Source organism: Burkholderia sp. MSMB1589WGS (genome assembly GCF_001636105.1).
In the GTDB taxonomy this organism is placed as follows: domain Bacteria; phylum Pseudomonadota; class Gammaproteobacteria; order Burkholderiales; family Burkholderiaceae; genus Burkholderia; species Burkholderia humptydooensis.
Map to the genome: position 1 here is coordinate 2,711,622 of NZ_LNJT01000008.1, position 26,256 is coordinate 2,737,877.

General features: G+C 63.6%; 22 protein-coding genes and 4 pseudogenes. 7 read left to right on the top strand and 19 right to left on the bottom strand.

Going from position 1 to position 26,256, the window contains the following annotated elements:
• The first annotated feature begins 22 nt into the window (after window positions 1–22).
• From WT16_RS29050 to WT16_RS29060, 3 genes are read left to right on the top strand one after another with little or no spacing between them, the layout of a single operon-like run.
• Window positions 23–1,834 carry an ABC transporter permease gene (locus tag WT16_RS29050; RefSeq protein WP_006027143.1) on the top strand — a complete coding sequence of 604 codons (1,812 nt, stop codon included), beginning with the start codon at window positions 23–25 and terminating at the stop codon, window positions 1,832–1,834.
• Window positions 1,835–1,845: 11 nt separating this feature from the next.
• The gene (locus WT16_RS29055) at window positions 1,846–2,703 is read left to right on the top strand and encodes an ABC transporter ATP-binding protein (RefSeq protein WP_063534822.1); all 858 of its coding nucleotides are present in this window, start codon (window positions 1,846–1,848) and stop codon (window positions 2,701–2,703) included.
• Entirely contained in the window at window positions 2,700–3,464 is a 765-nt protein-coding gene (locus WT16_RS29060) for an ABC transporter ATP-binding protein (protein ID WP_063534823.1), read from the top strand. The genes WT16_RS29055 and WT16_RS29060 overlap by 4 nt, the downstream gene beginning before the upstream one ends.
• Window positions 3,465–3,540: 76 nt before the next feature.
• Here the strand turns inward: WT16_RS29060 and WT16_RS34215 are convergent.
• Window positions 3,541–4,337, bottom strand: a pseudogene (locus WT16_RS34215) (transposase).
• Window positions 4,338–4,426: 89 nt separating this feature from the next.
• A pseudogene (locus tag WT16_RS29075) lies at window positions 4,427–4,939 on the bottom strand (DUF4158 domain-containing protein); the annotation flags it as partial.
• A gap of 212 nt (window positions 4,940–5,151) precedes the next feature.
• On the opposite strand from WT16_RS29075, the gene WT16_RS34220 reads away from it, so the two are divergent.
• The gene (locus WT16_RS34220; RefSeq protein WP_156521528.1) at window positions 5,152–5,385 is read left to right on the top strand and encodes a hypothetical protein; all 234 of its coding nucleotides are present in this window, start codon (window positions 5,152–5,154) and stop codon (window positions 5,383–5,385) included.
• Window positions 5,386–5,416: 31 nt separating this feature from the next.
• On the opposite strand, the gene WT16_RS34645 is transcribed toward WT16_RS34220, so the two are convergent.
• The 3 genes from WT16_RS34645 to WT16_RS29085 form a co-directional block, all read right to left on the bottom strand.
• Entirely contained in the window at window positions 5,417–5,566 is a 150-nt protein-coding gene (locus WT16_RS34645) for a hypothetical protein (RefSeq protein WP_015604080.1), read from the bottom strand.
• Window positions 5,567–5,674: 108 nt separating this feature from the next.
• Window positions 5,675–6,277, bottom strand: coding sequence for a nucleotidyltransferase family protein (locus WT16_RS29080; RefSeq protein ID WP_015602737.1), 603 nt, complete (start codon window positions 6,275–6,277; stop codon window positions 5,675–5,677).
• Between the two features lie 472 nt (window positions 6,278–6,749).
• On the bottom strand, window positions 6,750–8,441 hold the full coding sequence (locus WT16_RS29085; protein ID WP_063534825.1) for a site-specific integrase: 1,692 nt from the start codon (window positions 8,439–8,441) through the stop codon (window positions 6,750–6,752).
• A 236-nt stretch (window positions 8,442–8,677) separates the two neighbouring features.
• Between WT16_RS29085 and WT16_RS29090 the strand changes: the two are divergent.
• Window positions 8,678–8,935: pseudogene (locus tag WT16_RS29090) on the top strand (transposase domain-containing protein); the annotation flags it as partial.
• Window positions 8,936–9,313: 378 nt separating this feature from the next.
• On the opposite strand, the gene WT16_RS29095 reads toward WT16_RS29090, so the two are convergent.
• The 14 genes and pseudogenes from WT16_RS29095 to WT16_RS29160 form a co-directional block, all read right to left on the bottom strand.
• Window positions 9,314–9,982: an HAD-IA family hydrolase gene (locus WT16_RS29095; protein ID WP_063534827.1), complete on the bottom strand. Its 669-nt coding sequence runs from the start codon at window positions 9,980–9,982 to the stop codon at window positions 9,314–9,316.
• Between the two features lie 28 nt (window positions 9,983–10,010).
• Complete coding sequence (locus tag WT16_RS29100; RefSeq protein ID WP_063534828.1) at window positions 10,011–11,246, bottom strand: MFS transporter; 1,236 nt, start codon at window positions 11,244–11,246, stop codon at window positions 10,011–10,013.
• A complete protein-coding gene (locus WT16_RS29105; protein WP_063535004.1) occupies window positions 11,239–12,156 on the bottom strand; it encodes an extracellular solute-binding protein in 918 nt (305 codons plus the stop codon). The genes WT16_RS29100 and WT16_RS29105 overlap by 8 nt, the downstream gene beginning before the upstream one ends.
• A gap of 7 nt (window positions 12,157–12,163) precedes the next feature.
• Window positions 12,164–12,760, bottom strand: a complete 597-nt coding sequence (gene nudK / locus WT16_RS29110; protein WP_063534829.1) for a GDP-mannose pyrophosphatase NudK — start codon at window positions 12,758–12,760, stop codon at window positions 12,164–12,166.
• 13 nt (window positions 12,761–12,773) lie between these two features.
• On the bottom strand, window positions 12,774–13,679 hold the full coding sequence (gene mtnP, locus WT16_RS29115; protein WP_063534830.1) for an S-methyl-5'-thioadenosine phosphorylase: 906 nt from the start codon (window positions 13,677–13,679) through the stop codon (window positions 12,774–12,776).
• Entirely contained in the window at window positions 13,676–14,791 is a 1,116-nt protein-coding gene (locus WT16_RS29120) for a fatty acid desaturase (protein WP_063534831.1), read from the bottom strand. The genes mtnP and WT16_RS29120 overlap by 4 nt, the downstream gene beginning before the upstream one ends.
• Window positions 14,784–15,494, bottom strand: coding sequence for an HAD family hydrolase (locus WT16_RS29125; RefSeq protein ID WP_063534832.1), 711 nt, complete (start codon window positions 15,492–15,494; stop codon window positions 14,784–14,786). Before WT16_RS29125 ends, WT16_RS29120 begins: the two co-directional genes overlap by 8 nt.
• On the bottom strand, window positions 15,491–16,867 hold the full coding sequence (locus WT16_RS29130) for an FAD-dependent oxidoreductase (protein ID WP_063534833.1): 1,377 nt from the start codon (window positions 16,865–16,867) through the stop codon (window positions 15,491–15,493). The genes WT16_RS29125 and WT16_RS29130 overlap by 4 nt, the downstream gene beginning before the upstream one ends.
• Entirely contained in the window at window positions 16,848–17,951 is a 1,104-nt protein-coding gene (locus WT16_RS29135) for a DegT/DnrJ/EryC1/StrS aminotransferase family protein (protein ID WP_063534834.1), read from the bottom strand. Before WT16_RS29135 ends, WT16_RS29130 begins: the two co-directional genes overlap by 20 nt.
• Window positions 17,951–18,469, bottom strand: coding sequence for an NUDIX domain-containing protein (locus WT16_RS29140; protein WP_197486524.1), 519 nt, complete (start codon window positions 18,467–18,469; stop codon window positions 17,951–17,953). Before WT16_RS29140 ends, WT16_RS29135 begins: the two co-directional genes overlap by 1 nt.
• Complete coding sequence (locus WT16_RS29145; RefSeq protein ID WP_197486525.1) at window positions 18,466–19,689, bottom strand: DegT/DnrJ/EryC1/StrS family aminotransferase; 1,224 nt, start codon at window positions 19,687–19,689, stop codon at window positions 18,466–18,468. Before WT16_RS29145 ends, WT16_RS29140 begins: the two co-directional genes overlap by 4 nt.
• Window positions 19,577–20,677, bottom strand: coding sequence for a Gfo/Idh/MocA family oxidoreductase (locus WT16_RS29150; protein ID WP_082875047.1), 1,101 nt, complete (start codon window positions 20,675–20,677; stop codon window positions 19,577–19,579). Before WT16_RS29150 ends, WT16_RS29145 begins: the two co-directional genes overlap by 113 nt.
• Before the next feature lie 967 nt (window positions 20,678–21,644).
• Window positions 21,645–22,010, bottom strand: a complete 366-nt coding sequence (gene tnpC, locus WT16_RS29155) for a Tn3 family transposase post-transcriptional regulator TnpC (RefSeq protein WP_063534837.1) — start codon at window positions 22,008–22,010, stop codon at window positions 21,645–21,647.
• Window positions 22,007–25,002 (bottom strand): annotated as a pseudogene (locus WT16_RS29160) (Tn3 family transposase). Before WT16_RS29160 ends, tnpC begins: the two are co-directional and overlap by 4 nt.
• Window positions 25,003–25,288: 286 nt before the next feature.
• On the opposite strand from WT16_RS29160, the gene WT16_RS29165 reads away from it, so the two are divergent.
• A complete protein-coding gene (locus tag WT16_RS29165; RefSeq protein WP_063534838.1) occupies window positions 25,289–25,864 on the top strand; it encodes a cysteine hydrolase family protein in 576 nt (191 codons plus the stop codon).
• A 106-nt stretch (window positions 25,865–25,970) separates the two neighbouring features.
• Window positions 25,971–26,255 carry a hypothetical protein gene (locus tag WT16_RS34225; protein ID WP_156521529.1) on the top strand — a complete coding sequence of 95 codons (285 nt, stop codon included), beginning with the start codon at window positions 25,971–25,973 and terminating at the stop codon, window positions 26,253–26,255.
• Window position 26,256: the final 1 nt, after the last annotated feature.

Below are 26,256 nucleotides of genomic sequence, written 5' to 3' on the forward strand. Positions count from 1 at the left end.
TGCAAGTGACGGACGCATCGTGATGGCTTCCTGGCTCGACTACACGCTCAACGGCCTCATCGTCGGCAACATCTACGCGCTGCTCGCGGTCGGGCTCGCGCTGATCTTCGGCGTATCGCACCTGATCAACTTCGCGCACGGCTCGGTCTACATGGTCGGCGCGTTCATCGGCTGGCTGTGCCTGACGCGCTGCGGGCTGCCGCTGCCGGTCGCGCTCGCCGCGGTCGTGGCCGGCTGCGGCGCGCTCGGCATCGCGATCGAGCGGATCGGGCTGCGGCCGCTGCGCCACGCCGCGCGGATCGCGCCGCTGCTTGCGACGATCGGCATCAGCTTCATCCTCGACCAGCTCGCACAGCTCGCGTTCGGAGCCGACCCGCGCGCGGTGCCGACGCCGCTGCCGGACTGGCATCTGCGGATCGCCGGCGCGACGCTCGGCTCGCTCGACCTGCTGATCGCGGGCATCGGCATCGCGGCGGCCGCGCTGCTGTACGGCTTCCTGCGCTTCACGCGGCTCGGCTGGGCCGTGCGGGCGACCGCGCAGGATCGCGACGCGGCGCTGCAGATGGGCGTCGACGTGAATCGCGTGAACCAGACCGTGTTCGCGATCGCATGCGCGCTCGGCGGCGTGAGCGGGCTGCTGGTCGGCATGTACTACAACAGCATCGACCCGGCGATGGGCTTCCAGGCGACGCTGAAGGGCGTGGTCGCGCTGCTGATCGGCGGGCTCGGCAACGTACCGGGCGCGATCGCCGGCAGCCTGCTGCTCGGGCTCGTCGAGAGCTACGGCGTTGCGCTGTTCGGCACGAGCTATCGCGACCTGTTCGCGTTCGCGCTGCTGATCGTGTTCCTCGTGTGGCGGCCGAACGGGCTGTTCAGCGCGAACCGCGCGTTGCCGCCCGAGCCGATGACGGGCACCTTCCTCGCGGCCGCGAAGGCCGTGCGCGTGCCGCGCCCGGTGCTCGTCGCGCTGGTCGTGCTCGCGGCCGTGCTGCCGTGGCTCGGCGCATCGCCGTACGTGCTGCAGACGCTGACCAACGCCTGGCTGTACGGGCTGCTCGCCCTGAGCCTCACGCTCGTCGCGGGCACGGTCGGGCAGATTTCGCTCGGCCACGCGGCGCTGCTCGTGATCGGCGCCTATGCGTCGGCGCTGCTGTCGTCGGATCTCGGCTGGTCGCCGGCCGTGACGATTCCGTGCGCGGGCGCGATCACGGCCGTGCTCGGCACGCTGCTCGTCTATCCGGCGTTCCGGCTGCGCGGGCACTACGTGTCGATCGCGACGCTCGGCATCGGCGAAGTGGTGAGCCTCGTGATCCTCAACTGGGACGGCCTCACGCGCGGGCCGCTCGGCATCGCCGGCATCGCGCCGCTGCCGTGGGCGACGACCGCGCGTGCCGCGTACTGGTTCACGTTCGCGGTGCTGGTCGCGTTTGCGCTCGTGCAGGTGCGGCTGCTGCGCTCGCATCTCGGCCGCACGCTGCGCGCGGTGCGCGAGGATGACGTGGCCGCGCGTGCGCATGGCATCGCGCCGAACCGCTACAAGGCGATCGCGTTCGCGGTCGGCGGCGTCGCGGCCGGCGTGAGCGGCGGCATCGCCGCGCATCTGTACAGCTACATCAATCACCAGACCTTCGACTCGCAGGTGTCGATCCTCGCGCTGACGATGGTGATCCTCGGCGGGCTCGGCAACGTGCTCGGCGGCATCGCCGGCGCGCTCGCGCTGATCGGGCTGCCCGAGCTGTTCCGCTGGGCGGCCGACTACCGGATGCTGATCTACGGCCTCGTGCTGCTGCTGCTCGTCCGGTTCCGGCCGCAGGGCCTGCTCGGCACGGTGTGAGGAGGAAAGCAATGACGACCCATCGACCGCTGCTCGACGTGCAGGGGCTGACGCGCCGCTTCGACGGCGTGACCGCGCTCGACGGCGCGAGCCTGACGCTCGCCGACGGCGAACTGCTGAGCGTGATCGGGCCGAACGGCGCGGGCAAGTCCACGCTGTTCAACTTGATCGCGGGCGCCGACCGGCCCGATGCGGGCCGCGTGACGTTCGACGGCCGCGACGTCACGGGCACCGCGCCCGAGCGGCTCGCGGCGCTCGGCATCGCGCGCACGTTCCAGCATGGCCGCGTGTTCGGCAACCTGAGCGTGCTCGACAACGTGCTGATCGGCGCGCATGCGCGGCTGCGCGCCGCGCGGCCGGGCTGGCCCGCGCTGGGCGCGGCGGCGGAAGTGTGGCGCGCGCTCGTGCGGCCGGCGTCGGTGCGGCGCGAGGAAGCCGCGCTGCGCGAAGAGGCGCGCGCAATCGTCGCCGGGTTCGGCGAGCGGCTCGCGCCGCGCATCGATCATCCGGCGCACAGCCTGTCGTATGCGAACCGGCGGCGCGTGGAGATCGGCCGCGCGCTCGCGCTGCATCCGCGCCTGCTGCTGCTCGACGAGCCGACCGCCGGGATGAACGAAACCGAGACCGCCGAGATGCTGCAACTGATCCGGTCGCTGAAGGCGCGCGGCCTGACGATCCTGCTGATCGAGCACAAGCTCGAACTCGTGATGCGCGTGTCCGACCGCGTGATGGTGCTCGACAACGGCGTGAAGATCGCCGAAGGCACCCCGCGCGACGTGCGGCACGATCCGCGCGTGATCGAGGCGTACCTCGGCCGCCGCCATGCGGGCGGCGCGCCGGCCGGGCACGCGGCACAGACGGCCGCATGACGGCGCTTTCCGACGGACACGATACGGTCATGACCGACGCCTTGCTGAAACTGGAGCACCTCGACACGTTCTACGGGCCGGTGCAGGTGCATTTCGACGTGAATTTCGAAGTCGGCCGCGGGCAGATCGTCAGCCTGCTGGGCGGCAACGCGAGCGGCAAGTCGACGACGATGAAGCTGATTCTCGGGCTGATGCGGCCGCGCCGGGGCGTCGTGCGCTTCGACGGCGACGACGTGACGGCGCTCGCGACGCCGCAGCGCGTGCGGCGCGGGATCGCGGCCGTACCCGAGGCGCGGCGGCTGTTCGGCGACATGAGCGTGCGCGAGAACCTGCTGATGGGCGCGTACACGCGCGGCGATCGCGCGGCGGTGGCCGACGACTGCGAACGCGTGCTCGACCTGTTTCCGCGCGTGCGCGAGCGGCTCGCGCAGCGCGCGGGCACGCTGTCGGGCGGCGAGCAGCAGATGCTCGCGATGGCGCGCGCGCTGATGGCGCGGCCGAAACTGATCTGCATGGACGAGCCGACGATGGGGCTGTCGCCGCTCTACGTCGACAAGGTGCTCGAACTGATCGACGCGATCAACCGGCAGGGCGTGACGGTGTTCATGGTCGAGCAGAACGCGAGCCTCGCGCTGGAGATCGCGCATTACGGATACGTGCTGCAGACCGGGCGTGTCGTGCTCGAAGGGCCCGCGAAGGCGCTGCTCGACGACGAGCGCGTGCGCGATGCGTATCTGGGCGGGGAGGCGGCGCTCGCGTGAGCGCCGCGCGCACCGGCACCGCCGGCCGCGCACGCACGCGGATTCTCCGCTATTGAGAATTACGTAAATCATGACATCAGCAAAGCTCAGCTTGCTTCCAACAAGCAGAGATGATCGATTTGCGCTTCTGGCCGCTCTTGAGTTTGCATCGAGCGGTGTACTTCAGTTCGATCAGGTTGTTTGGACAGAAGTTGGCCAAGGCGTGCCGCTTGAGCCAGGCCCAGAGGTATTCGACTGGATTCAGATCGGGCGCGTAACCGGGCAGCAGGGCCATCTGTACGGCGCCATCCGTGCTGTCGAGGTACTCGCGCACGACGCGGCTCTTGAGTTGCGCTGCACCGCCCCACACGATCATCAGCTTGCGTCGGAGTTGCGCGCGCAGTGCTTTGAGGAATTCGACGATCTGCGCGCTTTTGATCGCGCCGTCATGCAGGCGAAACAGGAAGTTTGTACGGGTGAGGCCGGCGACGGCCGAAACGTGCTTCCAGTTGAAGTGATACTGAATGATCGGCGTGCAGTCCTTGGGCGCCCACGTACGCACCCGCGTCGGGCGCTCCGAGAGACCCGATTCGTCAATGAAGACGATCAGTCGTCGCTCGGGCTTTTGCGAGCTGAACCCCAATGCGCTCAGCAGCCGCCCTGCAGCAGCGCTACGCGCAATCCTTCGAGCCGGCTCGCATCCAATTGCGCCGGCCGCCCCGTGGCCATCACGCGAAGCGCCTCGATGCCGCCTTCGTCGAGCCGGGCTTTCCACGTGTATGCGGTTTGCCGCGCGACCCCGACCGCCCTGGCTGCTTCGACGGGCGTTTTGCCCGCCAACATCAGGCGTCCAGCACGCACCCGCTTGCGCGTGGCTTCGTCCATTCTGGCCATCAACCGAACCTCCATTCAGCGTGATGACTGTATAACGCGTCGGCAGAGAATCGGTTGTCATGGATTTAGTCATTCTCAATAGATCGACGCTTCCGCCCGTCGGTGAGCCGCCGTGCGACGCGCCGGAGCAGGCGCGTCTGCGTCTTCGCGTGAATCTGCTCAGCGATCCGGTCCAACGTGGAGAACGCCGGCAGCTCGATGTTCTGCGCGATGAACTCGTCGATCGTCGCGTTGATGATGTCGACAGGCTGGTCCATCGCCAGCGCCGCCGTGTGCGCCGCCCTCGTAGCGATCGCGTTGGCGTCGCTCCCGTAGTAGGGCGTCACGCCGAGATAGTCGCGGATCGCCGCATAGTGCCGGAACGAGGTTGGCGACGACTGCGTGTCGTAGCCGAACTGGACATCGACGCCGATGCCCGCAGCGACCCGCACGTGGTGGAAGATTTTGAACAGCACCAGCAAGCCGAGACGCGGCCTTTCGCCTCGTGTTGAGCGGCGCACCCATTCCAATTCCTCGGGCAGTGGCGTATAGCAGGCTTCCAGATCCCCGGCGGCAAGAACCTTGGACAAGCGTGGGTATGCGGTGCGTTCGATGGTGGCCATGCGAATCCTCTGGATCGCAGCGGGCCGGTCAGATTAGCGCAAGAAAAGTTCGCGCTACAGGGGCGGATCGGAATGATTCGTCTGATCTTCATGACCAGACGTATTATGGTAGGAATTTACGCTTATCTTGGTCATACCTCGAGTCGGGCGGGTGTTTGGTCGGATGATTGCTTGGCTGCTTGACCGATTGGCACGTCGGTCGCTCTGGCCGAATGGACGAGGCGACCGGCGCGATCGGTCGTGTGATGATTGCAACATGCGAGCCGGAAGACAGTGGCGGGCCGCGCAGTCCGCCGCCGCCGGATCGACGCTCGGATGTGAACGTCGATGTCGGGCCGAGGGTGATGGCGCTCCGGGCAAAGAAACGGCGCGAAGCGGCATGCGTGGAGCCCGGCCTGCGCCATGATCGGGCGCGGCCGAATCCCGGATGCCTGTCCGAAAGCTGAACGAATGCCGGCTTGCTGCTGCGTTGGCGCGTCAAACCGGGTCTTTGCTCGGCGGCTCTTCCGGCTTTTGCGGGTTTTCGTGATGGTGGTGGCCGGGTGACGAAGGCGAGAGCGTGTCGTCTTCGGGGTCGCGGGTCGGGTCGGCGGGCGGGTCCGGCAGCGGCGTCGTGTGGTCGGTCATGGGAATCGGCGAATCTCGGTCAATACGGAGGACCGGCGCGGCACGCGCCGGGTTCGTCTTCCGTTATAGGCAATCGGGCGCGCGTTTGCCGGAGCGATGCGGCGGGCGTCAGTCGCGCGGCGGCGGCGTATGCAGGTCGGCGCGCGTATCGATGTCGCGCAGCACGGCCGGATCGGCGACGTCGACGAGCGCGGGCGGCGCGGCCGCCAGCAGCGCGCGGGCGCCCGTGTCGCCGTCGAGCGCCGCGAGCGCATCGTAATGTCGGCTCGCGAAGCCGACCGGATGGCCGCGCTGCCCGCGATAGACGGGCGCAACGGTCGACGCGAGCCCGGCGTCGAGCGCGCGCGCGACCGATTCGATCGTTGCCGGCGTGATCCACGGCATGTCGGCGAGCGCGACGATCCAGCCGGAGCTGTCGGCGCTTGCGCGCACGCCGGCCGCGAGGCTCGCGCCCATTCCGCGCTCTGCGTCGGGCGCGAACACGACCTGAGCGCCGACGTCGTTGAGCAGGTGCGCGAGCTTTTCCGCGCCGGGACGAACGACCGCGATCACGTCGGGGAGCACGGCGGCGAGCCGTTGCGCAGCCGCGACGGCGACGGGCGTGCCGTCGGGCAACTTCGCGAGCAGCTTGCTGTGCACGCCGCCGGGATCGAAACGCGTGCCGAGGCCCGCGGCCAGCAGCACGCCGGTGGCGAGCGACGCATGAGTCATGGCGATAACTGGTGGCGAAGGTGCTGCGATTGTGCGGTGCGGCGCGGGCGGCGCGCAAGTTCGGGGAAGCCCTTTCTTCGTGCGGGAACGGCGAGGGCGCGGGATGCACGGCAAGGTGTCGGCGTTCATCGCGATGGCGGGAAGGAAGCTGATGTCGCACAAAGTGCGGCGTGCCTGGGGCGATCGAAGCTTGCATGATTCGAGATGTTCCCGGCTGCGAACGAGGGCCGCGAATCGCGAGGCCAAGCGATGGCCCGAAGGCGTCATGCCGCTAAGCTCCGAAGCCAAAAACCAACTGATGGGAAATCCGAAGGATTGAATCGGAACAGCGAAGGACGGCCTTCCGGCAAACCGCGAACCCGTCTCGAATAGAGGGGCGAACAAGGTAAGCGCGAATTCCTATCATAAGCCTTCGAGTCATATAGAAGTCAGATTTTCTGATGGATTCGGAATATAGACTGCGCCATGGCGGTTAGTCGGAGCGTGGCCGGAACGCCTGATCGAATTGCCGTGCCCGCTGTACCTCGTCGCTGTGCAGATAGGTCGACGTCGTCGAGATGGATGAATGCCGCAGGTTGTCGCGCACCATGATCAACTCGGCGCCCCGCGCTAGCGCGTGCGACGCGTGTGTGTGACGCATCCAGTGCGGGCTTGCGCGGCGCAGCTTCTCAGCGGTCGCTGGTCGTTCGTCCTGGATCGCGTCGGCCACCAGCATGAAGAACCGGCGAAGCACGCGCCAGAGCCGCCTGGGTTCGATGCCCGCGCCGTCCTCCTCGAGGCTTCCGACGAGCGGCGTCGCCGGATTCCAGCGTGTTGGCGTGACCGGCAGTCCGCGCTGCACGAGATACTGATCCAGTGCGGTTCGGGCGAGCGCCGGCAGGGTTACCTTTCCGAGCTTGCCACCCTTGCCGAGCACGTGCAACCAGTGATCGCCATGCTCGTCGCGACGGATGTCCCCGAGCGTCGCGCTAACCAGCTCACTCGCGCGCAGGCCGGTCGCGTAACCGAAGTCGAGCAGGAAACGCAGGCGCTGGGCGGCCGCCGGGCTCCAGCCGTACGACCATTCGAGCCCATCGGCGAGCGTGCGGATCAGCAGCCACTCGCCTTCGGAGAAGCCCCGGGACACATCCAATCCAGCACGCTGCGCTTGGCTCTTCACCTTGACGCCAGCGAACGGATTTGCGAGCACATAGCGCTGTTCGACCAGCCAGCGAAACAACGCCGACAGGACGTTCAGGGTGTACGCCGCGGAGCGGGCGGACAGCGGGCCGGTGAAGGGCCGCCACTCGATGCTATGCCGTGGCCGCGATGGCCCGACCCAGCGCTCGCGTGGCGTTGGTCGCCGCAGGAAACCGCGGTACGCGATCGCGTCGTCGGTGGTGAGCGACGACAGTGCGCGGCCGCGCTCAACGATGGCCCACAGGATCAGTCGCTCAGCCTCCTTCCGATAGGCGCGCTGCGTAGCTGCCGACTCGTGCAGCGATAGCCAGGACCGGATCGCTTCGTAGTCGTTTGATGCATTCAGCAAGCAAGCGTTTAGCGGTGCGCGAAACTGGCCGCGCGAACCGTCGACCTCGTGCGGCACGCGCAACTGCTCCCACGGCACGATGTCGCCGACAGGCGCGGCGACGATCAGCGCCAGCGCGCGTTCGGTTAGCGCCGGATGCGCAGCAAAGAACGCCTCGATGCGGCGTGCGCCGGTAACGCCGAGACCGGCGATCGCCGACCACCAGCGGCGTCGCCGCGGGATCCGCACGGTCAGATCTGCCAGGTTCCGAACACCGTGCGCGTGCAGCGCCTCGACGATGCGCGGCGGCAGCCACTGCTCGACCGTGTCGGTTATCAGCGGTGCCGGCACGGGCAGGTTGCGAAGTACCTCGATGGCGCGGCTGACGCTATCGGCCGATGTCTTTGTCGGACGAACCACGAACGTGGCCGCCAGGTCGGCTCGGTGCCGAGCCAGTGCGTATGCGACCAGCCGCCGACGAATCTGGCCGAGCACGCCGCGCGACGATTCGCCGGCGTCGCAGCAATCGCCGAGATAACGGGTCACGGCGACCCGCGCGTCCAGACCCGCGTACCAGCCGCGCAGTGCGGCGAGCTCGGCTTCGTCCGGGAAGTCGAGAGCCTCGCCGTCGGCGGGAAAGGTCTCACGTGTTTTCATGATCGGCAGTTTAGATGATTTTTATTCATGGCCCGATAATATTCGTTATCTCTCTATATTGTATCTGCGCACCACTGATGTGCAGCCCCAAACCCGTGTGACAAGGCTCCGCGGTTGGCTGACGAGCGCAAACGGCAGTCGTAACGGAATTTTCCGGTTTTCCCGCTTAGAATCCTTGGAGGCTATCGCCCAGCTGTACCGGGATCGTGGCCCAACGGCCGCCACGAGCCGCTTACGCTGAACGAGCGCTGCGTGGCGTCGCGATCGGGAGGCGCAGCTACTTGTTCGCCGGCGCCGACACTGGCGGCGAACGCGCGGCTGCGATGTACAGCCTGATCGGCACGGCGCGCTTGAACGGCCTCGATCCCGAGGCGTACCTCGCCTACGTACTTGACCGCATCGCCGACCATCCGGCCAACCGCATCGACGAGCTACTGCCGTGGCACGTGGCGCCATCGCTGCCGTCTACTGCTCGCGTCGAGCCCATCCGATAGCTTCGCGGATCTCCGCGGTCAACAACCTGCACTACGGTGCTGCTCGGGCGCTTACGCATTTCGCTATGCAGCGATGCGATGTAACGCATTGATAATGTTTATTTTTCTGGGCGCGTCAGGCGGGTTGGGAGTCGGCGGGAGAATCGCCTCAATGCAAGTAGGTTGAATAACGTGACGTCGGCGCGACTCGTAACGGTAGACCGTGCGGGACAGCGTCCGTGGTTGCGCGGCATACGGGCCCGTTGGCCCCGCACGTCGGCAGCAAACAGCCGCTGGCTGCATGAATCAGGCGGCAACTACCTTGACGCGCGCCGCACGCTCATGGTCGCTTATACCGTTCCGATTTTACGAACGGTCTGACACGTCCTGGTGACAGCTTTAAAACTTATTCTGATAGGACTCCAACAAATTCCATAGCGTTCGATCTCGAAAATCACCGATCACTTCCTGTGCCCCTGCCTCGCGTAATCGCGCCTCATCCAGCGCTGTCGACATTCCGAATGTAAAAATCCCCGCGGAACTTGCCGATCGCACGCCGGAGATCGAGTCCTCGAATGCGATGGCGCTCCCCGCCGTCGCGCCGAGAAATTCGAGCGCCGTCAGATAAGGCATCGGATGAGGCTTGCCGTGTTCGAGTTCGCCTCCAATCACGAGCGTTTCAAATCGCTTTGCGAGACCCAGAGCTTTCAGCATCATCGTCGCGTTCTCTCGCGGCGCATTCGTCACAACCGCAGTCCTCGCGCCAACCCGTTCCGCATAAGCGAGGATATCCTCCGTTCCAGCCGTCGGTGTCAGCGTCGCCGTCAACTGGGCGCGAAACAACCGCTCTTTCTCCACAGCCAATTCGGCATATTTCTCCTCCGCCATTTCCGGAAATAGTCCGCCGTAGATCAGGTTGTCGGGAAAGCCCATGATGTGCGCTTTGTAGTAATCGACACTGATCGAACGATTCCATCTCGAAAGCAGTGCGTTATACGCATTCAGATGCAGTGCGTCGGTATCGACGAGCGTACCGTCCAGATCAAACAGCAAAGTAAGCGCGGCCACTTGGTGGAAACTCCCTTTTGAAAAGGTCTTAACGTTGTATCGTCCGGCGTGCGAAGGAGAAACCGCCCAGCCCCAACATGATCGGCAACATCAGCACGGGATACACGATCAACGTGGCGAATGCCGACTGCATTCCGACTTTTTCGGATAGCATCCCGAGCAGGAACGGTGCGATCAGCAACGCGACGCCCACCGCCTGCGACGCCTGAGCGCTCAGCGCCGGGCCCGTATCGGGTGCGGCACGCATCGCAGTGCCGAGAATGAGCGGGAAGAAGTTACCGAGGCATGCGCCGAGCAGCGCGACAAGCGTGGCCGCGACAACGACGTCGTGCGTCAAGTGCAGCGCACCGAATGTCGCGATCGCGCCGAGCGTCACCACGACGAGCAGCGTGAGCGGCCTCACCGTGCGCAGCAGGTAACTGCTTGCCACACGTCCGCACACAGTGCCGCCGAAGTAGACGCTCATCAGCGTCGCTGCGGTCGACGCGCTCCTTGTGACCGTTTCTTTCATATATTCGGCGCCCCAGAAGCCCACGCCCCACTCGGCCGAGATGCCGAGAATGACGAGCGCCCACAGGCTGAGCTGCAAGACGCGCGACAAGCGCTCGCCAGCACCGTGTGTGTCCGGCGGAGCGTCGACGACATGCAGCGCCGTTTCGTCGCGCCGATATGTCGAAATCGGGATCGCGGCGAGCAGCGTGGCGGTAATGGCGACCGCGACGGGAGCCGTCCGCCATGACAAGCCTATCGAGGTCGAGCCGCCGATCAGCAGCGCCCCGCCCAGCACGCACAGTCCGGCGACGATGTGCGCTTCGACGAGCTTCGCTGCCGCACGTTCGCGGTATCGCGCGCCGAGCTTCGCTTGGCCAGTCGCCATCACGAGACCGCCCGACAAGCCCATCATCGCGGCGGCGAGCAGTGTGACCGGCAGCGCGTGGGACAGCGCAAGCACGCTACTCGCTGCGGCAACCGTCAGGACCGCGATCTGCCCGATGCCAGTGGGCAACCGACGCGCGGAAAGCCATCGATAAGGAAAGCCGATCAACGCGAGTCCAAGCGCGTATGCGGCGAAATGCAGGCCGGTCGCCCGCAGATCAAGGCCGAGTTCGGTGCGTACGAACGGCATTGCAGGACCCAGCATGCCCTGCTGCGCGCCGTACAGTCCGAACATCAGATAGATCGCCCAAGGGCGTTGCGGAGTGACGGCGTCCTCGACTGGAGAGCCGCCGGCGGTGGACGCTTCTTTCGTGCAGGATTCAGTCACGGTTCGTATGTTTGGTAAACAAGCTGTGCCATTGGGCGGTGCGCTGGGCCTTCGCGCGACCAGCGTCGATTACGTTCAGCGGGCGCAGCGGCAACATCGATGTCGTCGGGCCGGCCGCCTCGCCGAGTACGACTTTTCCATAGCGTCGGCTGATCGTCGCTGCATCGTGCGACAGCATCCACGCAAGCGCTCGTTGCGCTAGTCCGGAATGCGGAGAGCCGGCCCGCAACCCGAATACTTCGTATTCGTAGCGTCGCGCGTCGTCCGGCACGAGCCAGCTCAGTGTCGGATGCGCTTGCGCGGCACGCGTCGCCGCGGTCGACACGGTTGCAGCAATCCACGCGCGCCCGGACAGCACTTCGTCGATCGGCGCAGTCGAGGAGCCGCTGATCGACGGCCGAAGCCGGGCGACCGCGGCGAGCGTTTGCCACGCGGCTTCGCCTCGATGCTCGACGAGCGCACTCAGATGAAGATAGCCTGCTCCGGAGCGCGATGGGTCCGGCAATGCCAGACGCCCGCTCCAGACGGGCGACGCGAGTGCTTTCCACGAGGTCGGGGCGGCGAGCCCGTGGTCCGACAGTATCTTCGCGTCGTAGCAGAACGCGGGCACGAAGCCAGACGGGCTGAACCAGCGGCGCCCTTCCGCGACAGCTGAAGACGGCAATCCGGCAAAGTCGATCGCGTCGAGCGGTGTGAGCCGTGCGACGATTGCCGGGTCGAGCAGTGCGGTCGCGGCCGTACCCAGCAATATGTCCCACGGACCCGCGTCGTCGCAGCGCAGACGCTCGGCAAGCTCGGCGGTCGACCAGCGCACGAGTCGCACCGTCACGCCGAGCTGCGCCGACATGCCGTCGACGAATTCGGCAAGCTCCGCGTGTTCCATGGAGCTGACGGCGATCAGCTCGTCCACCGGCGCGTCAGTCGACGAGGCCATGCAGTTTCGCATATTGAAGCAGCATGATCGTCTTGCCGTCAGCGATTTCGCCGGAATCAACCATGGCGAGCGCTTCATCGAGGGGCAGCTCGAGCACCTCGATTTCCTCGCCATCCGATTCGAGGCCACCGCCGTCGCCGACGCGATCCTTGTCGAAGTATTCGCCGACAAAGAAGTACAGCCGTTCGGTTACGGAGCCCGGGCTCATGAACGCTTCGAAGATCTTCCGCACGTGGTCGACCCGGTAACCGGTTTCCTCTTCGGTCTCCTTGCGGATACACGTGACTGGATCGTCGCGATCGAGCAGGCCCGCGCACGTCTCGATCAGCATGCCGTCGTGTTCGTTGACGAAAGCGGGAAAGCGGAATTGCCGCGTAAGGATCACGGTTTTCTTCGTTCGGTTGAACAGAAGGATCGTCGCACCGTTGCCGCGGTCGTAGGTCTCGCGCGACTGACTTTGCCAGGTGCCGTCGCGTCGCAGATACTCGAATGTCGTTTTGCGTAGCACGTACCAGTTGTCGGACAGCACTTCGACCTCTTTGATCCGTACGCGGTCCTTCGTTGAAATCACGTCACTCACGATGTCCTCTCCATCACTCCGAAAACAGGGCGGCCGCCCGCGGCGATACCGCGGCAAGACGTTTGACGATCGCGGGGTCACGATACGCGGGCGCGGTCATGACGGCAGTGTCGAGCGCACGATCGCAGCCACATGGGCATGTGCCGCGATGCGTGCCTAGCCGCGTGATCGCCTCGGTCACGAACCGGAAGACCGACGCGCTGATACCGGCCATTCGTTCCGCGACGATCGCCGCGTTGACCGCATCGTGCGTATCGTGCCAGCAGTCGAAATCGGTCGGAATCGCGATGAGCGCGTAACATAGCTCGGCCTCGCGGGCAAGCTTCGCTTCCGGCATGGCGGTCATGCCAATGACCGTGCCGCCCCATTGGCGATACAGGTTCGATTCGGCACGGGTCGAGAACTGCGGACCTTCCATCACGACATACGTACCGCCGTCCTTCGCACGGATGTCCGCAGGCATCGCGCTGTCTGCGAGCGTCGCGCGCATGCGTGCGCAGACCGGATCACCGAACGGTACGTGGCCGACGAGTCCCGGGCCGAAAAACGTCTTGTCGCGCTGGATGGTCCGATCGATAAATTGGTCGATCAGCACGAACGTGCCAGGAGGCGCGTCGTGTGTGAGGCTGCCCACGGCACTCACCGACAGCAATTGGGTGCAGCCAGCGCCGCGCAGCGCCGCGATGTTCGCGCGTGCGTTGATGTACGACGGCGGAATGGTGTGTCCTTCCCCGTGGCGCTGGATGAACGCGATGTTCACACCACGCAGCGTTCCGAGGGTCACGGGCGACGAGGGCTTGCCGAATGGCGTGTCGAATTCGACGCGCTCCAGGTTTTCGAGACCAGGCAGATTCCGCAAGCCGCTGCCGCCGATGATGCCAACGCGAGGCGTTTGGCCCGTTGAAGCTGGATGCGTCACATGTCACCTCTCGTTTCGAGTATTGAAATTTCGTGCTGAACGTGCACCAAACGCTCGTACAGTTCGGACAAGGCGCTCGGCGCGTTGCCGCGACGCATGAGCAGTCCCTCGCTTGCGTTTTGGGTGTAACGGGGCTCGTGGATCTTCAGATGCCGGTCGATTGCAGGCAGGAAGTTCCAGCGCACGCCCGGGTATAGCGAATGGACGAGGTGGTATGCATCGGACGTCGGCGCGATGAACAAGCGGACCAGCCACCCGCTGAAGCCAAAGTAATCGGTCGGCCGCCCGGCGAGATATTCGATGTCAAGCCGGTCACGTGCGGGACCTTCGACGAACCAGCGATGCTCGGTGAGCAGCGAGATCCATGCGAACACCGGATACGATGTCAGGAGCGGGACCAGCCAGCCGAACACGACACCCTTCCAGCCACCCGCCCAATACAGAACCACCCCCGCAACGGTGACCGCGATCCAGCGCACGACGGCCGTCGCACCTGAATGGTTCAGCATGCTGTTACGTGCCATCGTCACGATGTTCGCCCAGGCGCCTCCCGGCGTCAGCGGGTACAACAGCCGCATGTGGAACTCGAGCGGCGACATCCCGCTGGTGTACCCTCCCGCGCGTACGCGTGCGCGGTTCGGATCGAGTTCCGGATGATTCGGATGCCGGTGGTGCTCGACGGTATGCGTCTGATGGCGACTGTGCATGTCGCGCTTGAAAACCGGAAACTGATAGAACACGTCGCTCAACCACCATTGCCATGCGTGGGAGCGGCACAGAGCGAAGTGCACCGCGTTGTGCCCGAACTCCTGGAGCGCCCGCATGCGCCCGCCACTCCACAGTACGACGGCGAGCCACGCGAACGGCGACGCAAAGTGCGATGCGAGTATGACACCCGAGACGATGTCCAGCCACGTCCACACGAACGGAAGCGGCGCGAACCACGCGTCGAGCGGACGGTAGTAGTGCTCGGCGCATCCGGGCAGCCGGGGCACTAGACGAAGCAGCCGCAAGATGCGTACGCTGTCGCGATAGTAAAGCGCAACGGCGGCGCGCATGGCAAGACTGGTTGCGATAAGGGCGATAAATGTCGGATCGACGAGACTAGCCATTCCCGGCACTCCTTTCGTCATCGCGCGTTCGCCATACCGGCGCCAGTTGCGCGAGGAGGTCGGCAAGCCCGGCGCAAATACGTGCGCCGCTGCCACGCAACCGTTGCACGTCTTGGTGCCCGGTCGACACGAGTACCGTCTGCCAGCCGATCGAGCGCGAGACATCGTAATCGTGCAGCGTATCGCCGACGTAAAGCGTCTGTTCGGGCGGCCTGTTCAGCGCTTGTTGCAGTCCGACCGCCTCGGCTGCCTTGCTGATCGCGCGATTGTCGGAGAGCCCGACGATGTGCGCGAAACGTCCGCGCAGACCTTTCGCATCAAGCGTGTCGAGCAGAATGTCGCGATGGGACGCGGACAGGATCGACACCTCGACACCCGCCGCGCGTGCGGTGTCGAGGAAGTCGAGCACACCTTCGTGCAGCTTGCATTCCGCGACCTGGGAGTCGAAGCTTTCGAGGTAGTGCCGGACGATGGTCGCGAATGGTGTTGTCGAAAAATCGAAGCCGAGCGCCGCATAAAAATCTGCGATCGGAAAACCGAACAACGCACGATAGTGCTCGCGCGTGACGGGTGGAACGCCAAAACGCTCGCCGCAGCGGTTGACAGACAGTACGGCGAGATCGACGTCGTCGATCAACGTGCCGTTCCAGTCGAACACGACATGTTTGATGTGCGGAGGTATCGAAAGGGTGTTGCCGGTCATCGGAATGTGCGAGGCAGGATGGAATCGAGCGTGATGCGCGAAGCGATCGCCGGCGAGTAAAGCCGACTGGGCGGCATCACGAGGTTGGTCACGCCGATCTGCGTTTCGAGCGCGTGGCGGTTGAGTGCGGACAGGCGGCCGAGCCCTGCGCCGTACCAGTGGTGAAAAAGGGTGCTCCAGCTGCGTTGGCCGAGCGTTTCCGGAAAGCGCAGATCCTCGGTCGTCGCCATGTGCCAGGCGCCGTCGACGACTTCGCACAGCTTGCGTTGGATATCCCGGAACGGCCGAACGCGCTCGAGCGCGGCGTCGACGTGGAGATCGACGCACTCGGCCTCCAGCGCGCAGATCGTCATGCCCTGGCTATACAGCGGATTCATGCTGCTGAGTGCGTCGCCGACGACGAGCAGGCCAGTCGGCCATCCGGCAACGCGGTCGTAGTGCGTGCGCCGGCTGCCGGGCATCCTGAACGTCGCGACGTCGGAGAGCGGTTCGGCGTCCCGGATCACATCGTGAATGTCCGGCACGGGTAGTGCCGCCAGCGCGCGCAGGAACTCTTCCTCATCGTTACCCGGAAAATGTCCGAACCAGCCGCCGGTCGTTACCATCCAGCGGTCTCCCTCGATCGGGCTGATCACGCCCATCGAGCGCTGTCGCGGCGCGCTTGGCAGGACGAGCAGCACCTGCCAATGCGCGTTCTTCGACGCAATTCTGCGATAGATGCGCGACGCGTAGCCGAGCTCGGTCTTGACGACGCTCGTTTCCACGTCGCCAAATCCGGCTTCTCGCAGCCAGTCCGGCATGCGCGACCCACGACCGCTCGCGTCGACGACGAGATCGGCAGGCACGAAGCGTTCGCCGGCGTCATCGGCGAGGTGCACGCCGATCGCCGCGCGCGCGTCGGGCGGCCCGGAAAATTCAGGCCGTACGACACGCGTGCCGGACAGAATCTCGATGCCGTTGATGCGAGCAGTGTGCGCGCGCAGCGCATTGTCGATCAGCCGCCGGCTGCAATAGTGCGCGTGTATGCCGCTGCGATAGCGGTTCTTCCAGCGACCGCCCTGATACCACTTCACGTCGTGGCCGAGATCGGCAACGAGCGCGCCCTCGCGTTCGAGCGCAGCGAGGAAGCCCGGGAAGATACGCTCGATGATCTGTTTGCCACGCAGCAGCAGCAAATGGACGTGATGCTCCTGGGGCACGCTTTTGCGCGGGCCGGTCTGATCGAAGAAGTCGCCTTTCTCGACCAGCGTCACATGCTCGAAGCGACGCGCGAGCACGGCAGCCGTCAGGCAGCCGGCCACGCTGCCGCCGATCACGACCGCGCGATGTCCACGGCGAGGCGGCGCGACGTTGTCACGCGGGGACGTAGTCATTGAGCACCTTCGCAATGTAATCCAACGCGTCGTCGGTCAGATCCGGATGCAGTGGCACCGTCGTCAGCGAACGCAACAGACGCGCGGCGTTCGGGCATGCGCGGCGATAGAGTGCGAGAAGCGGCAGTTCGAACAGCGGCTGGTTGTCGTACTTGCCGATGTCCGACGGGATGCCATGCCGTTGTTGATGATCGACGAGCTGGCGACCGTCGTGGCCGACCGCCTGCAATAGCAGCGCATAGCCGTTCGGCGTGCCGCCCTGCGCGATCGGCAGTTCGCGGAACGCCGAATTGTCGAGCCGCGCCAGCAGTCGTTCGCGATTGCGCAGCCGTGCATCCAGATGCGGCAAGAGGCGGCGCGAGCGCACAAGCCCGAGCGCGGCCTGCAACCCGCCCAGTTTCAGGTTGATGCCGACCGTCTCGCCCGTCAAATTGCCGAAGCGCGTATAGGCCCGAATCCGCGCTGCGCGCGTGTCGTCGTCGGTCATCACGAAGCCGCCTTCGCCCGTCGACATAAACTTGCAGTCGTGGGTGCTGAAGCAGCTGATTTCGCTGTAACCGGGCAGCCACACGCCGTTCAACTGAGTCAGATGCGCGTGCGCGAGATCCTGAATCAGCGGGATGCCGGTGTCGCGCAAAAGCGCACGGGTGCGGTCCGGCCGGTTCGGATAACCCCACATCGGCACTTCGATTACCGCACATGTGCGTTCGCCGATGCAGGACTCCAGATCTGCTTCGTCGAGGCCGAAACTGTCGGGCGCGACGTCGCAGAAGACTGGCCGCAGTCCCATGGACAAGATCGGCAGCACGGTGCAAATCGGACAAGTTGGCGCAACGACGACTTCGTCGCCCGGCCGCCAGTCAACGCCCGACAGTGCGGCGGCCACGGCGGCTGCGCCGGACGATACCGCAATCACGTGCCGCACGCCGTATATCGCGGCGATCGCGGATTCGTATTCCTCGACAACACGCGCCGTTCCGGACAGCCCCGTCTCGAGGGCAAGTGTCAGCGCCACGAGGTCGTCGGGCGTGTCGTGCGAGCAGGTCTCGGCGATGTGACGCGGTACGGTTTCGGCATCGTTCATCAAGCCGTCACCTCCTCGTCGACGAGATTCCACGCCGCAACGTCGCGGTAGAGATGATCGACGAGGCGACGAAAGTTGGGAAACATCCGCAGATCGTTCATCTGCTCGTAGGTGAAAAAGCGCGCACGATCGTTTTCACGATTCATCGGGCACACGCGCGCGCCGGTTGCGCACAGATAGACGAGATCCACGTGGTAGTGCGGCTCGTGCTTGTCGTCGATGAACTCACAGAGCACCTGGTACGGCCGATGGAGAACCGTGACGTCGGCATCTCGGTCGGCGAGGTCGTCGTTGCGTTCGCCGACCAGTGTCGCGCGAATTCCTGTTTCCTCTTCGATTTCGCGCAGGACGGACGTGTCGGGCGTTTCGGCCGGTTCGACGTGGCCGCCCGGGTAGAGCCAGACATCGAGCTTGCGATGATGCAGCAGCAACAGTTCCCGATGCGGATTCATCACGAGGCCCGATGCGGTGAAATGCCGCTCGAGCGTCGTGCGGTCGTGGCGGTGCACCATGTTCATGCCGCCTCGTAACGGTTGATGCATTCAGCCATGTAGTCGAGTTCGTCCGTCGAGACGCCTGGATGCACGGGAATCGTCGTCATGCCGGCGAGCAGCGCCTGCGCGTTCGGACAGGCAGCGCGATAGCGCTCGAGCGCGGGGAACTCGTAAAGCGCCTTGCAGCCGTAGCGCTTGATGTCGGAAGGAATGCCGTGATCGTCGAGATAGTCGATGAACCTGCGGTTGTCGGCGAAGCGTAATTCAAGGTTGAAGAAGTAGTAGTTCGGACTGCCCCCGTCGATGATCTTCTTCTCGCGTACCTTCGCGTGATCGAGTCGCCCGAGGAAATAGCTGGCGTTACGGCGGCGCTGGTCGATCTGTTCAGCGAGCGATCCAAGGCGGCTCTTGCCAAGCGCGGCCGGTAGCGCCGCAAGCTTGTAGTTGAGGCCGAAGTCGGTACCGTTGAGGTTGCCGAAGCGGCTGTAGTCCCGGCTGCGCTGCGCGAGCTCATCGTCGTCCGTGAGCAGGAAGCCGCCCTCGCCCGTCGCGAGCGGCTTGCGCTCGTGCGTACTGAAGCACGACAGGTCGCCGAACTGCGACAGTGGTCGGCCGTGCAACGTGGTGCCGTGCGAGTGCGCGAGGTCGAGGATCAGTTTGATGCCGAGCTCACGCGTGAGCGCCTGCAGTGCGTCGACTTCGGTCGGATATCCCCACATCGGAATGTCGATCATTGCGCGCGTACGTGGCGTCTTGCGCGAGCGCACCGACGTGGGGTCGGCGCCGAAGCCGTGCTCGCGCGTGTCGACAAATACGGGCGTTGCGCCTGCGGCGAGAACCGGATAGACCGTGCAAAGTGGACAGCTCGGCGTGAGTAGTACCTCGTCGCCGGGCCTCACCCCTGCCGCATACAACGCGACGCTCAGGGCGGCGCCGCCCGACGACAGTGCGACTGCGTGCCGTGCGCCGAACCATGCGGCAAGGTCCTGTTCGTATTCGGTCACGACGTCGCTCGTCCCGGACAGAGAGCGCGCAAGCGTTTTCTCGAGCGTATCGACATCGTTCGCATAGACGGTGCGAAACTTGTCGGAAACCGTGCGCCGTGCGGACGCTACCGCTTCGACAGAGAAATCAGATGACATTGGAACCCGCTCCCAGGTTGTTGTTAGCCAGAATTCCGCAGTTGTCGCGGCGCACGTCGAGTGACGGGACAGCGGAAAACGTTTGCGGAGCGGCGGCGTCAAGCAGATCGTCGGTGCAGATCTGCTCGATGACACGATAGGTCGGTAGCAAGCTCTCGAAGCTTGCTTCGAATGGCGCCTGTCGGCGGATCGCGTCAAAGAAGCTGAACAGCTCGCCGTAGTAGCCGCTTCGTTCATAGCCCGAGTCGAGCGGACCCGGTTGCCAAGCGCCGCGCCAACGCTTTCCCGCACCGGTCGGGCGCGTGCCGTGGTCGGTTTCGTGCAGCGTGATGTTCCAGAGATTGTCGAGCTGGACCATCGTCGAATTCGAACTCACGAGCTTCATATCGAATTCGAAATATGGGAACATTGTGCCGCACAGCAGGCTCGCGGTCGCGCCCGACGAGAACAGCAAATCGGCATTGACGATCAGCGAATCGTCATGCCGCTGTACGCGCGACTGGATGCCGGTCAATTCGTCACCACCGAACGTGATGCCAAGATCGATCGTATGGATTGCCTGTGCAAGCAGGAACGACCGGAGGGTCGAGTCGAGCCCCCACATTGGCGCACGCGGCTTGCTTGCGTAATGGTTCAACTGGATGTGCAGGGTTCGCCCGAACTGCTCCGATTGAGTGATGGCGCGCAGTTGCTGCACTGGCTTTGCAAACTTGAAATTCATGCCGACGCCCGTCACCACGCGCGAACGTCGACTCTCACGCACCAGCTTTTCGAGCTCGGCCAGCGTAAAGCATGGCGGCTTCTCGACAAATACGTGAATGCCGGATTCCATCGCCTGGAGCGCTATATCGCGATGGGCTTGCGGAGGACAGGCGAGGACGAGCGCATCGGGCGATGCCAGCGACAGCATTCCGTCGATGCTATCGGTAATTGGTACGTTCGGGATGAAATGATGAATCCTGGCAGCACTCGCGGCGGAGATATCGCATACGGCGACAATTCTGACATTGGGCATCTGTAGAAGAGTAGGCAGCAGATTTTCCTGCATTTGCGAACCAAGGCCCACGATGCCGATATTGATTACGGTCATCTATGTCTCCAATATTTTAATAATACGGCATCGTTTCAAGTTCCACTCGAGCGATGGCGTCAAATAACTGTAAGATCGCTATGGCATCATGTCAACCGCAAAAAATAACAGTAAGGTTGCGCCTTATATTGATGAACAAGCAAAGCGTTCCCACATATTGGGAATATCGATACTGATCGAACATGCCAAACCGGCATCGCGCTCGATTGCATGCGGCCTGAGCGCGGAACCTGCGCAATCCGATGTATGACGCAAGCAACGTAGCATGCTGAAAAACCAAATTCAGCAGCAATTCATATTTCTGGTGATTTGCTTATGAGCTGTTCGTGGGGATGCAGTTGTACAAACTTTTCCAGTTCTATTTCTAGTGAGGCGCGAATACATGCCTTTTGGCGTCATTGCGTCATTATGTTTATATATTTGATTGCGCGCATCATTATGGTGCTTCGGGCGCTGACAAAAATCACCTCGCCAGCATTGCGCGGCGTTACCAAGCAATAGCGCCATTCGCGATGAGTGATATGTCCTCGCGGTTGTCGAAGGTATCGTTGGATTGGCCTGGGTGAGGCCGCGGGGATTCCGATCCCTTCGGAAAATCCAGAATGCGTACTGTCCAGCTTCGTAGCTGACAGCGACCCGCGCGTTTTGCGAAAGCGACCATTTCTGTTTTTGCCGCTCGATTAGGTCCAACACGGCTTCAAGCCGGACTGCGGCCTGCGATTCGCTCATCGTGTGCACTGCTGGCTTCTCGCGGTAGCCGTCGTGCAGCACTACCTTCCACTTCGCTGCAGCCAATTCGAGCGACACTGCCAGCACGACGGGCTTGGACTCTGATGCAACGCATGAATCGCTACGCTCCCTCGGTGAGAATCGGTATGCCGATACTACGCGCCGATGCCTTTTTCGATGCCTTTACATAGGATGTGAATTGAATCGAAGTCAAAAGGGGATTGCGCATGCGATGGACTCAATCCCCGCCAAACTCGTCGTCCGGAAATAATGTCTCCAGCGGCTCGAGCGTCGTCCTCACCTGGGTGAGTTCCGCCACGAATTCGTCGATCAAGTCGAGCGCGTCCCGTACCTGCTCGGGGAAGGTGCTTTCATGTCGTGACGACATTGGCAACGCGCCGTTCAAGACCGCGTGCGCCATGCGGTGGATTTCGAGCAGGTCGTCGCGCAGGCCTTCGGGATCGTACAGTTGGGTCCGGATGCGATCGACGATGTCGACGGCGGCCAGCAGGCGCGTCGTGTCATAGCTCGATTCGAGCCGCTCAAGCGCCGCGGTGTCGACGTCGCCGAAAAAAGTGGTCGTGGTGGCTGGTCGTGCAGTCATGGGCGGGGCGAATAGCGACGAGGTGCGTGGCCGTATAGCGGATCTCTGATCCAGGCTTCCGGCCGACGATCCAAATGAAGTTTATAGTGGCCGAAACGCCGAATGTTGTGGGTCGGATACGGGCTCAGAAAAGCGATGTCCTCGGCGCGGACCTTCTCACCGTTCGCGACCATCTCGCGCAGCACTTGCATTATGTCGACTGTGTTCTGCAGGATGACGGCCGAGGCAATCAGGTCGTTGTATCGCAGCCGCTTTTGTTGCTCTTCCGGTTCGTTCTCGGCGATCACGTCGCCGCCGAAGTCCAGCCATTTCGCAAAGCCATTGTACGACTCGATCTTGTTCGTGTTTGCAGTCACGTCCTGGCGTAGCTCGAGGCTGCCGATCCACTGAAGCAGGTAGACCGTGCGCACCACGTTGCCGAGCTCGCGTGCGGCGAGGTACAGCCGGTTCTTGCGGCTCTCGGAGCCGAGCCGGCGCAGCAGCAGTGGCGACGATATCGTGCCAGCCTGGATCGACAACGCGACCTGCATGAGTTCCTGCCAATGCTGTTCGATCAGCGTCCAATCGATGGTCGCCGTGAACAGCTTGTCGATGTGCTTGTACTTGATCTTGCTGTCGGGGCGATAGAGGACGAGGTCCTTCCAGTTGCGAATCCGCGGCATCAGGTTGATGCCCAGCAGGTACGTGAAGGCAAATACGGCCGCTGACTGGCCTTGCGTATCGGCATGGACAGTGTCGGCCTTCACCGACAGCCCCGCCTTCAGCAATCCCTCGATCACGTAGATCGCTTCCCACACGCCCGGCGGGATGAAATGCTGGAACACCGCAATATAGTTGTCGGCGACGTGCCGATACGCGACGGCGCCCATTTTCCGATACCGGAAGTGATAGCCGGCCAACAAATTGTTGTCGTAGAAATCGTATTGTGTGCCGTCGGCCGCGACCGTTTTGCCATCGCCCCAGTGTTTCGGCAGGTCGAGCCGCAGGTACAGCTCGATCAACTCGCGCTGCGCGGTCTCGAGCTTGTCCAGGCTGATATGCCGGCGGTTAGCGAATGACAGCATGTGCGCAGTCACGTCCGAATCGAGATGGCGAGCCGCTTGGGTCGGACCGAGATTGCAACCCATCGCGAAAATCGTCAGCAGATAGCGCTCCGCAGCCTTGGGAATCTTGGGATCGCTCCCTGAGAGCGGCCCGAAGTGCCGCGTGAAATGCGTCCAGTGTTCGATATTCGCCAGAATGTCCAGCATGTTCCGCGTCGGCAAGCGGGTGTTCAACCGCTCCTGCAGGGCGATGGCGCTCGCCGGAATCTCCTTCGCGACGGTCTTGCGCAGGATCGGTTCGCCGTTGCGGTCGATCACGACATGCTCGCGCTTGCAAGGCAGTTCCTCATCGAGCTTGCGGGCGGCGTCCGTAAGCCATTGCTCGAGGTGACGCACAAAGTCGTTGCCGGTCGTCGGAATGCCGAGCTTCTCGCAGTAATCTGCCAGTTGCCGCTCGCATTGTCCCCACGGCAGCAGGTTGTCGCGATAGTCGGCGTACGCATCGGAGCCGGATACGCATAGATCGCCGACGCGCAGTTCCTCTGCCATGTACGAAAGGACGCAGAGTTCAAGATAACGGCGATTGGTTGGCGGTCCTTCGCCGTGGGAGCGCCGCACGAGCTTACGCCACCGTGGCGCCGCGAAGCTCACGTCGACCTCGGCATCGATCCATTCCCGATGCAGCGATTCGTTCTCCAGCACCGCGTCGAGGGCGTTCAGCAGCGTGCGCACCGGGCTGGTCGAATCCCACTTCAGCGCGCGGGTGACGCGCATCATGACGGATCGGTGCGCCTTGAAGTGCTTCCAGAGCAACGGCAGGTAATTTCGGCCGCTGAACGCGCGGATTGCTGCGCAGCTTTCCCGCAACGGTTCCAGGTCGCCTTTCGGTGCGAGCAGTTTGCGAACCGCCTTCGCGATAATGGTCTCGTCCGATTCCTCGGCCAGGATGTCGGCGACGCCGTCGAGCAGCACCACGAGATCCTCGACCTGATCGCGCTGCTTGCGCTGGATCACCTCCAGTTCGTCGCTCGCACGCTTGTGGATGGCCGCCATGCGCCGCACGAACATGTCGGCGAGATCGTCGCGAGCGCGTACGCGCATGCGGTTGAGCAGCGCGACGATAAGCGTGTAGCGCTTCTCGGGCAGCGTGTCGCTCTTGAGCGCCGAGGCATCGAGTGCCATCGCCTGTTGGGCGAGCGAACGTAGTTTCGAGGCAGGAATGCCGGCAATGGCGAGCGAGAAATCACCGAGTTCCTCGAGCCAGACGAGTTGGTCGATCAGCAGGTCCAGGTGCTGCCGGGACGGACGTTTGGCATGTCGCTTGATTCGGTTGTAGGCCGTTTGCCGGCTCGACAGATCGCGGGCGAGCAGTCGGTCGAGCGCGAGTTTCTGTTCGCTCGTCAGGCGTCGCGTGACGCGTTTGAATAGGCGGGATTGTGCGCGGGCATGGATTTGTTCGGTCAGTCGATCCAGGGTCGAGAACGCCGGCAGTTCGATATTGCGCGCGATCAGCTCGTCGATCGTCGCGTTGATGATGTCGACCGCCGGTCCATCGTCAGCGATGCGGTATGCGCGGCTCGCGTCGCGATTGCGTTCGCATCGGTGCCGTAGTACGGCTGCACCTCCAGATAGGCGCGCACCGCCGCGTAATGGCGGAACAGTGTGGGCGAAGACGCGGTGTCGTAGCCAAATCGCGCGGCGTCGCCGATGTCAGCGGCGGCACGCACATGGTCAACAATGGCGTCCGGAATGTCGCCGAGTATGGGGAAGTAATGCAACTGCTGGAACACCTTCAGCAGCACCAGCAGGCCCAATCGAGGTCGCTCGCCGCGAGTCGACCGGCGGGCCCATTCGAGTTCGTCGGGAAGCGGTGTATAGCAGGCTTCCAGCTCCCGGGGTGCCAGGACCTCGGGGAAGCGCGGATAGGCGGTGCGTTCGATCGTAGCCATGCGAATCCTCGGGATCGCAGCGGGCCGCACAGATTAGCGCAAGTAAAATCAGACGTTACCGGGCCAAATCGTAATAAGCGGGGTCGTCTTTATAACCATAGGGCTTATGATAGGAATTTACGCTTACCTTGTTCATACCCCGAATAGCGGCACACGGCGAGCGACGGCGACGTCGTCGCTTCGAGGAGTTGGACGAAGGTCCGCGATTCATCGTCGATATCGATGGGCGAAACCGCCGATACAATCGTCGCTCGATCCATTCCTTCGCGACCGATTCGCTTTCCACATGAACGCATCCACATCGCTTTCCGCGCGCGCCGCGTTGCTGCTCATCGACCTTCAGAAAGGCATTCATGAGCCGAAACTCGGCCGCCGCAACAACCCGGACGCGGAGGCGCGCGTCAAGACGTTGCTCGATAGCTGGAGGCGCAGCGGGCGTCCGGTCGTGCATGTCCGGCACATTTCGCGGTCGTCGGATTCGGTGTTCTGGCCGGGGCGATCCGGCGTGGAATTTCAGGAGGCGTTTTCGCCGCTCGATCGCGAGCACGTGGTCGAGAAGAACGTCCCCGATGCGTTCGCCGCGACCGGGCTCGCACGCTGGCTGCATGAGCGCGGAATCGCGCAGCTCGTGATCGCGGGCGTGATCACCAACAATTCGGTCGAATCGACCGCGCGCACGGCGGGGAACCTCGGTTTCGATGCGATCGTCGCGGGCGATGCGTGCTTCACGTTCGATCAGCGCGATTTGTCGGGGCGACTGTGGCCGGCCGAGGATGTGCACGCGCTGTCGCTCGCCAATCTGGCGATGGATTACGCGCGGGTGATGACCGTGGCGAATATCGTCGCGCGCGCGGGTGGCTGACGAATGCATCGGCGAGCGTCGCTGTCGGGTCAGGGGCGTGTCTGCTGTAAGAAGCAAAGAGGAACTTATGTCAGTCGAATCAGAATATTTCCCGTAAATTGCCACCATGAAAATCGAATCGATCATCAAGAGCGGAGGGATCAATGCAACTGACTTCGCTCAAATCCTAGGCAAGACCGGCACGATAATTGACTTGATGGAAACAGGCGAGCCAGCACTGGCGCGATCGAACTGGCGAATGCAGGGAGATACGCTCGCAGAGCCGCGGAGTCGTGATGTCTATCAGGCGGATGGTCAGCCGAGCAAAACTGCGCTAGAAGCACCAGACAACGAATACCACGGTGAGACCGCAATCTCGATTGGGATTTGGGACGGTGTGGGGCATCGATAGA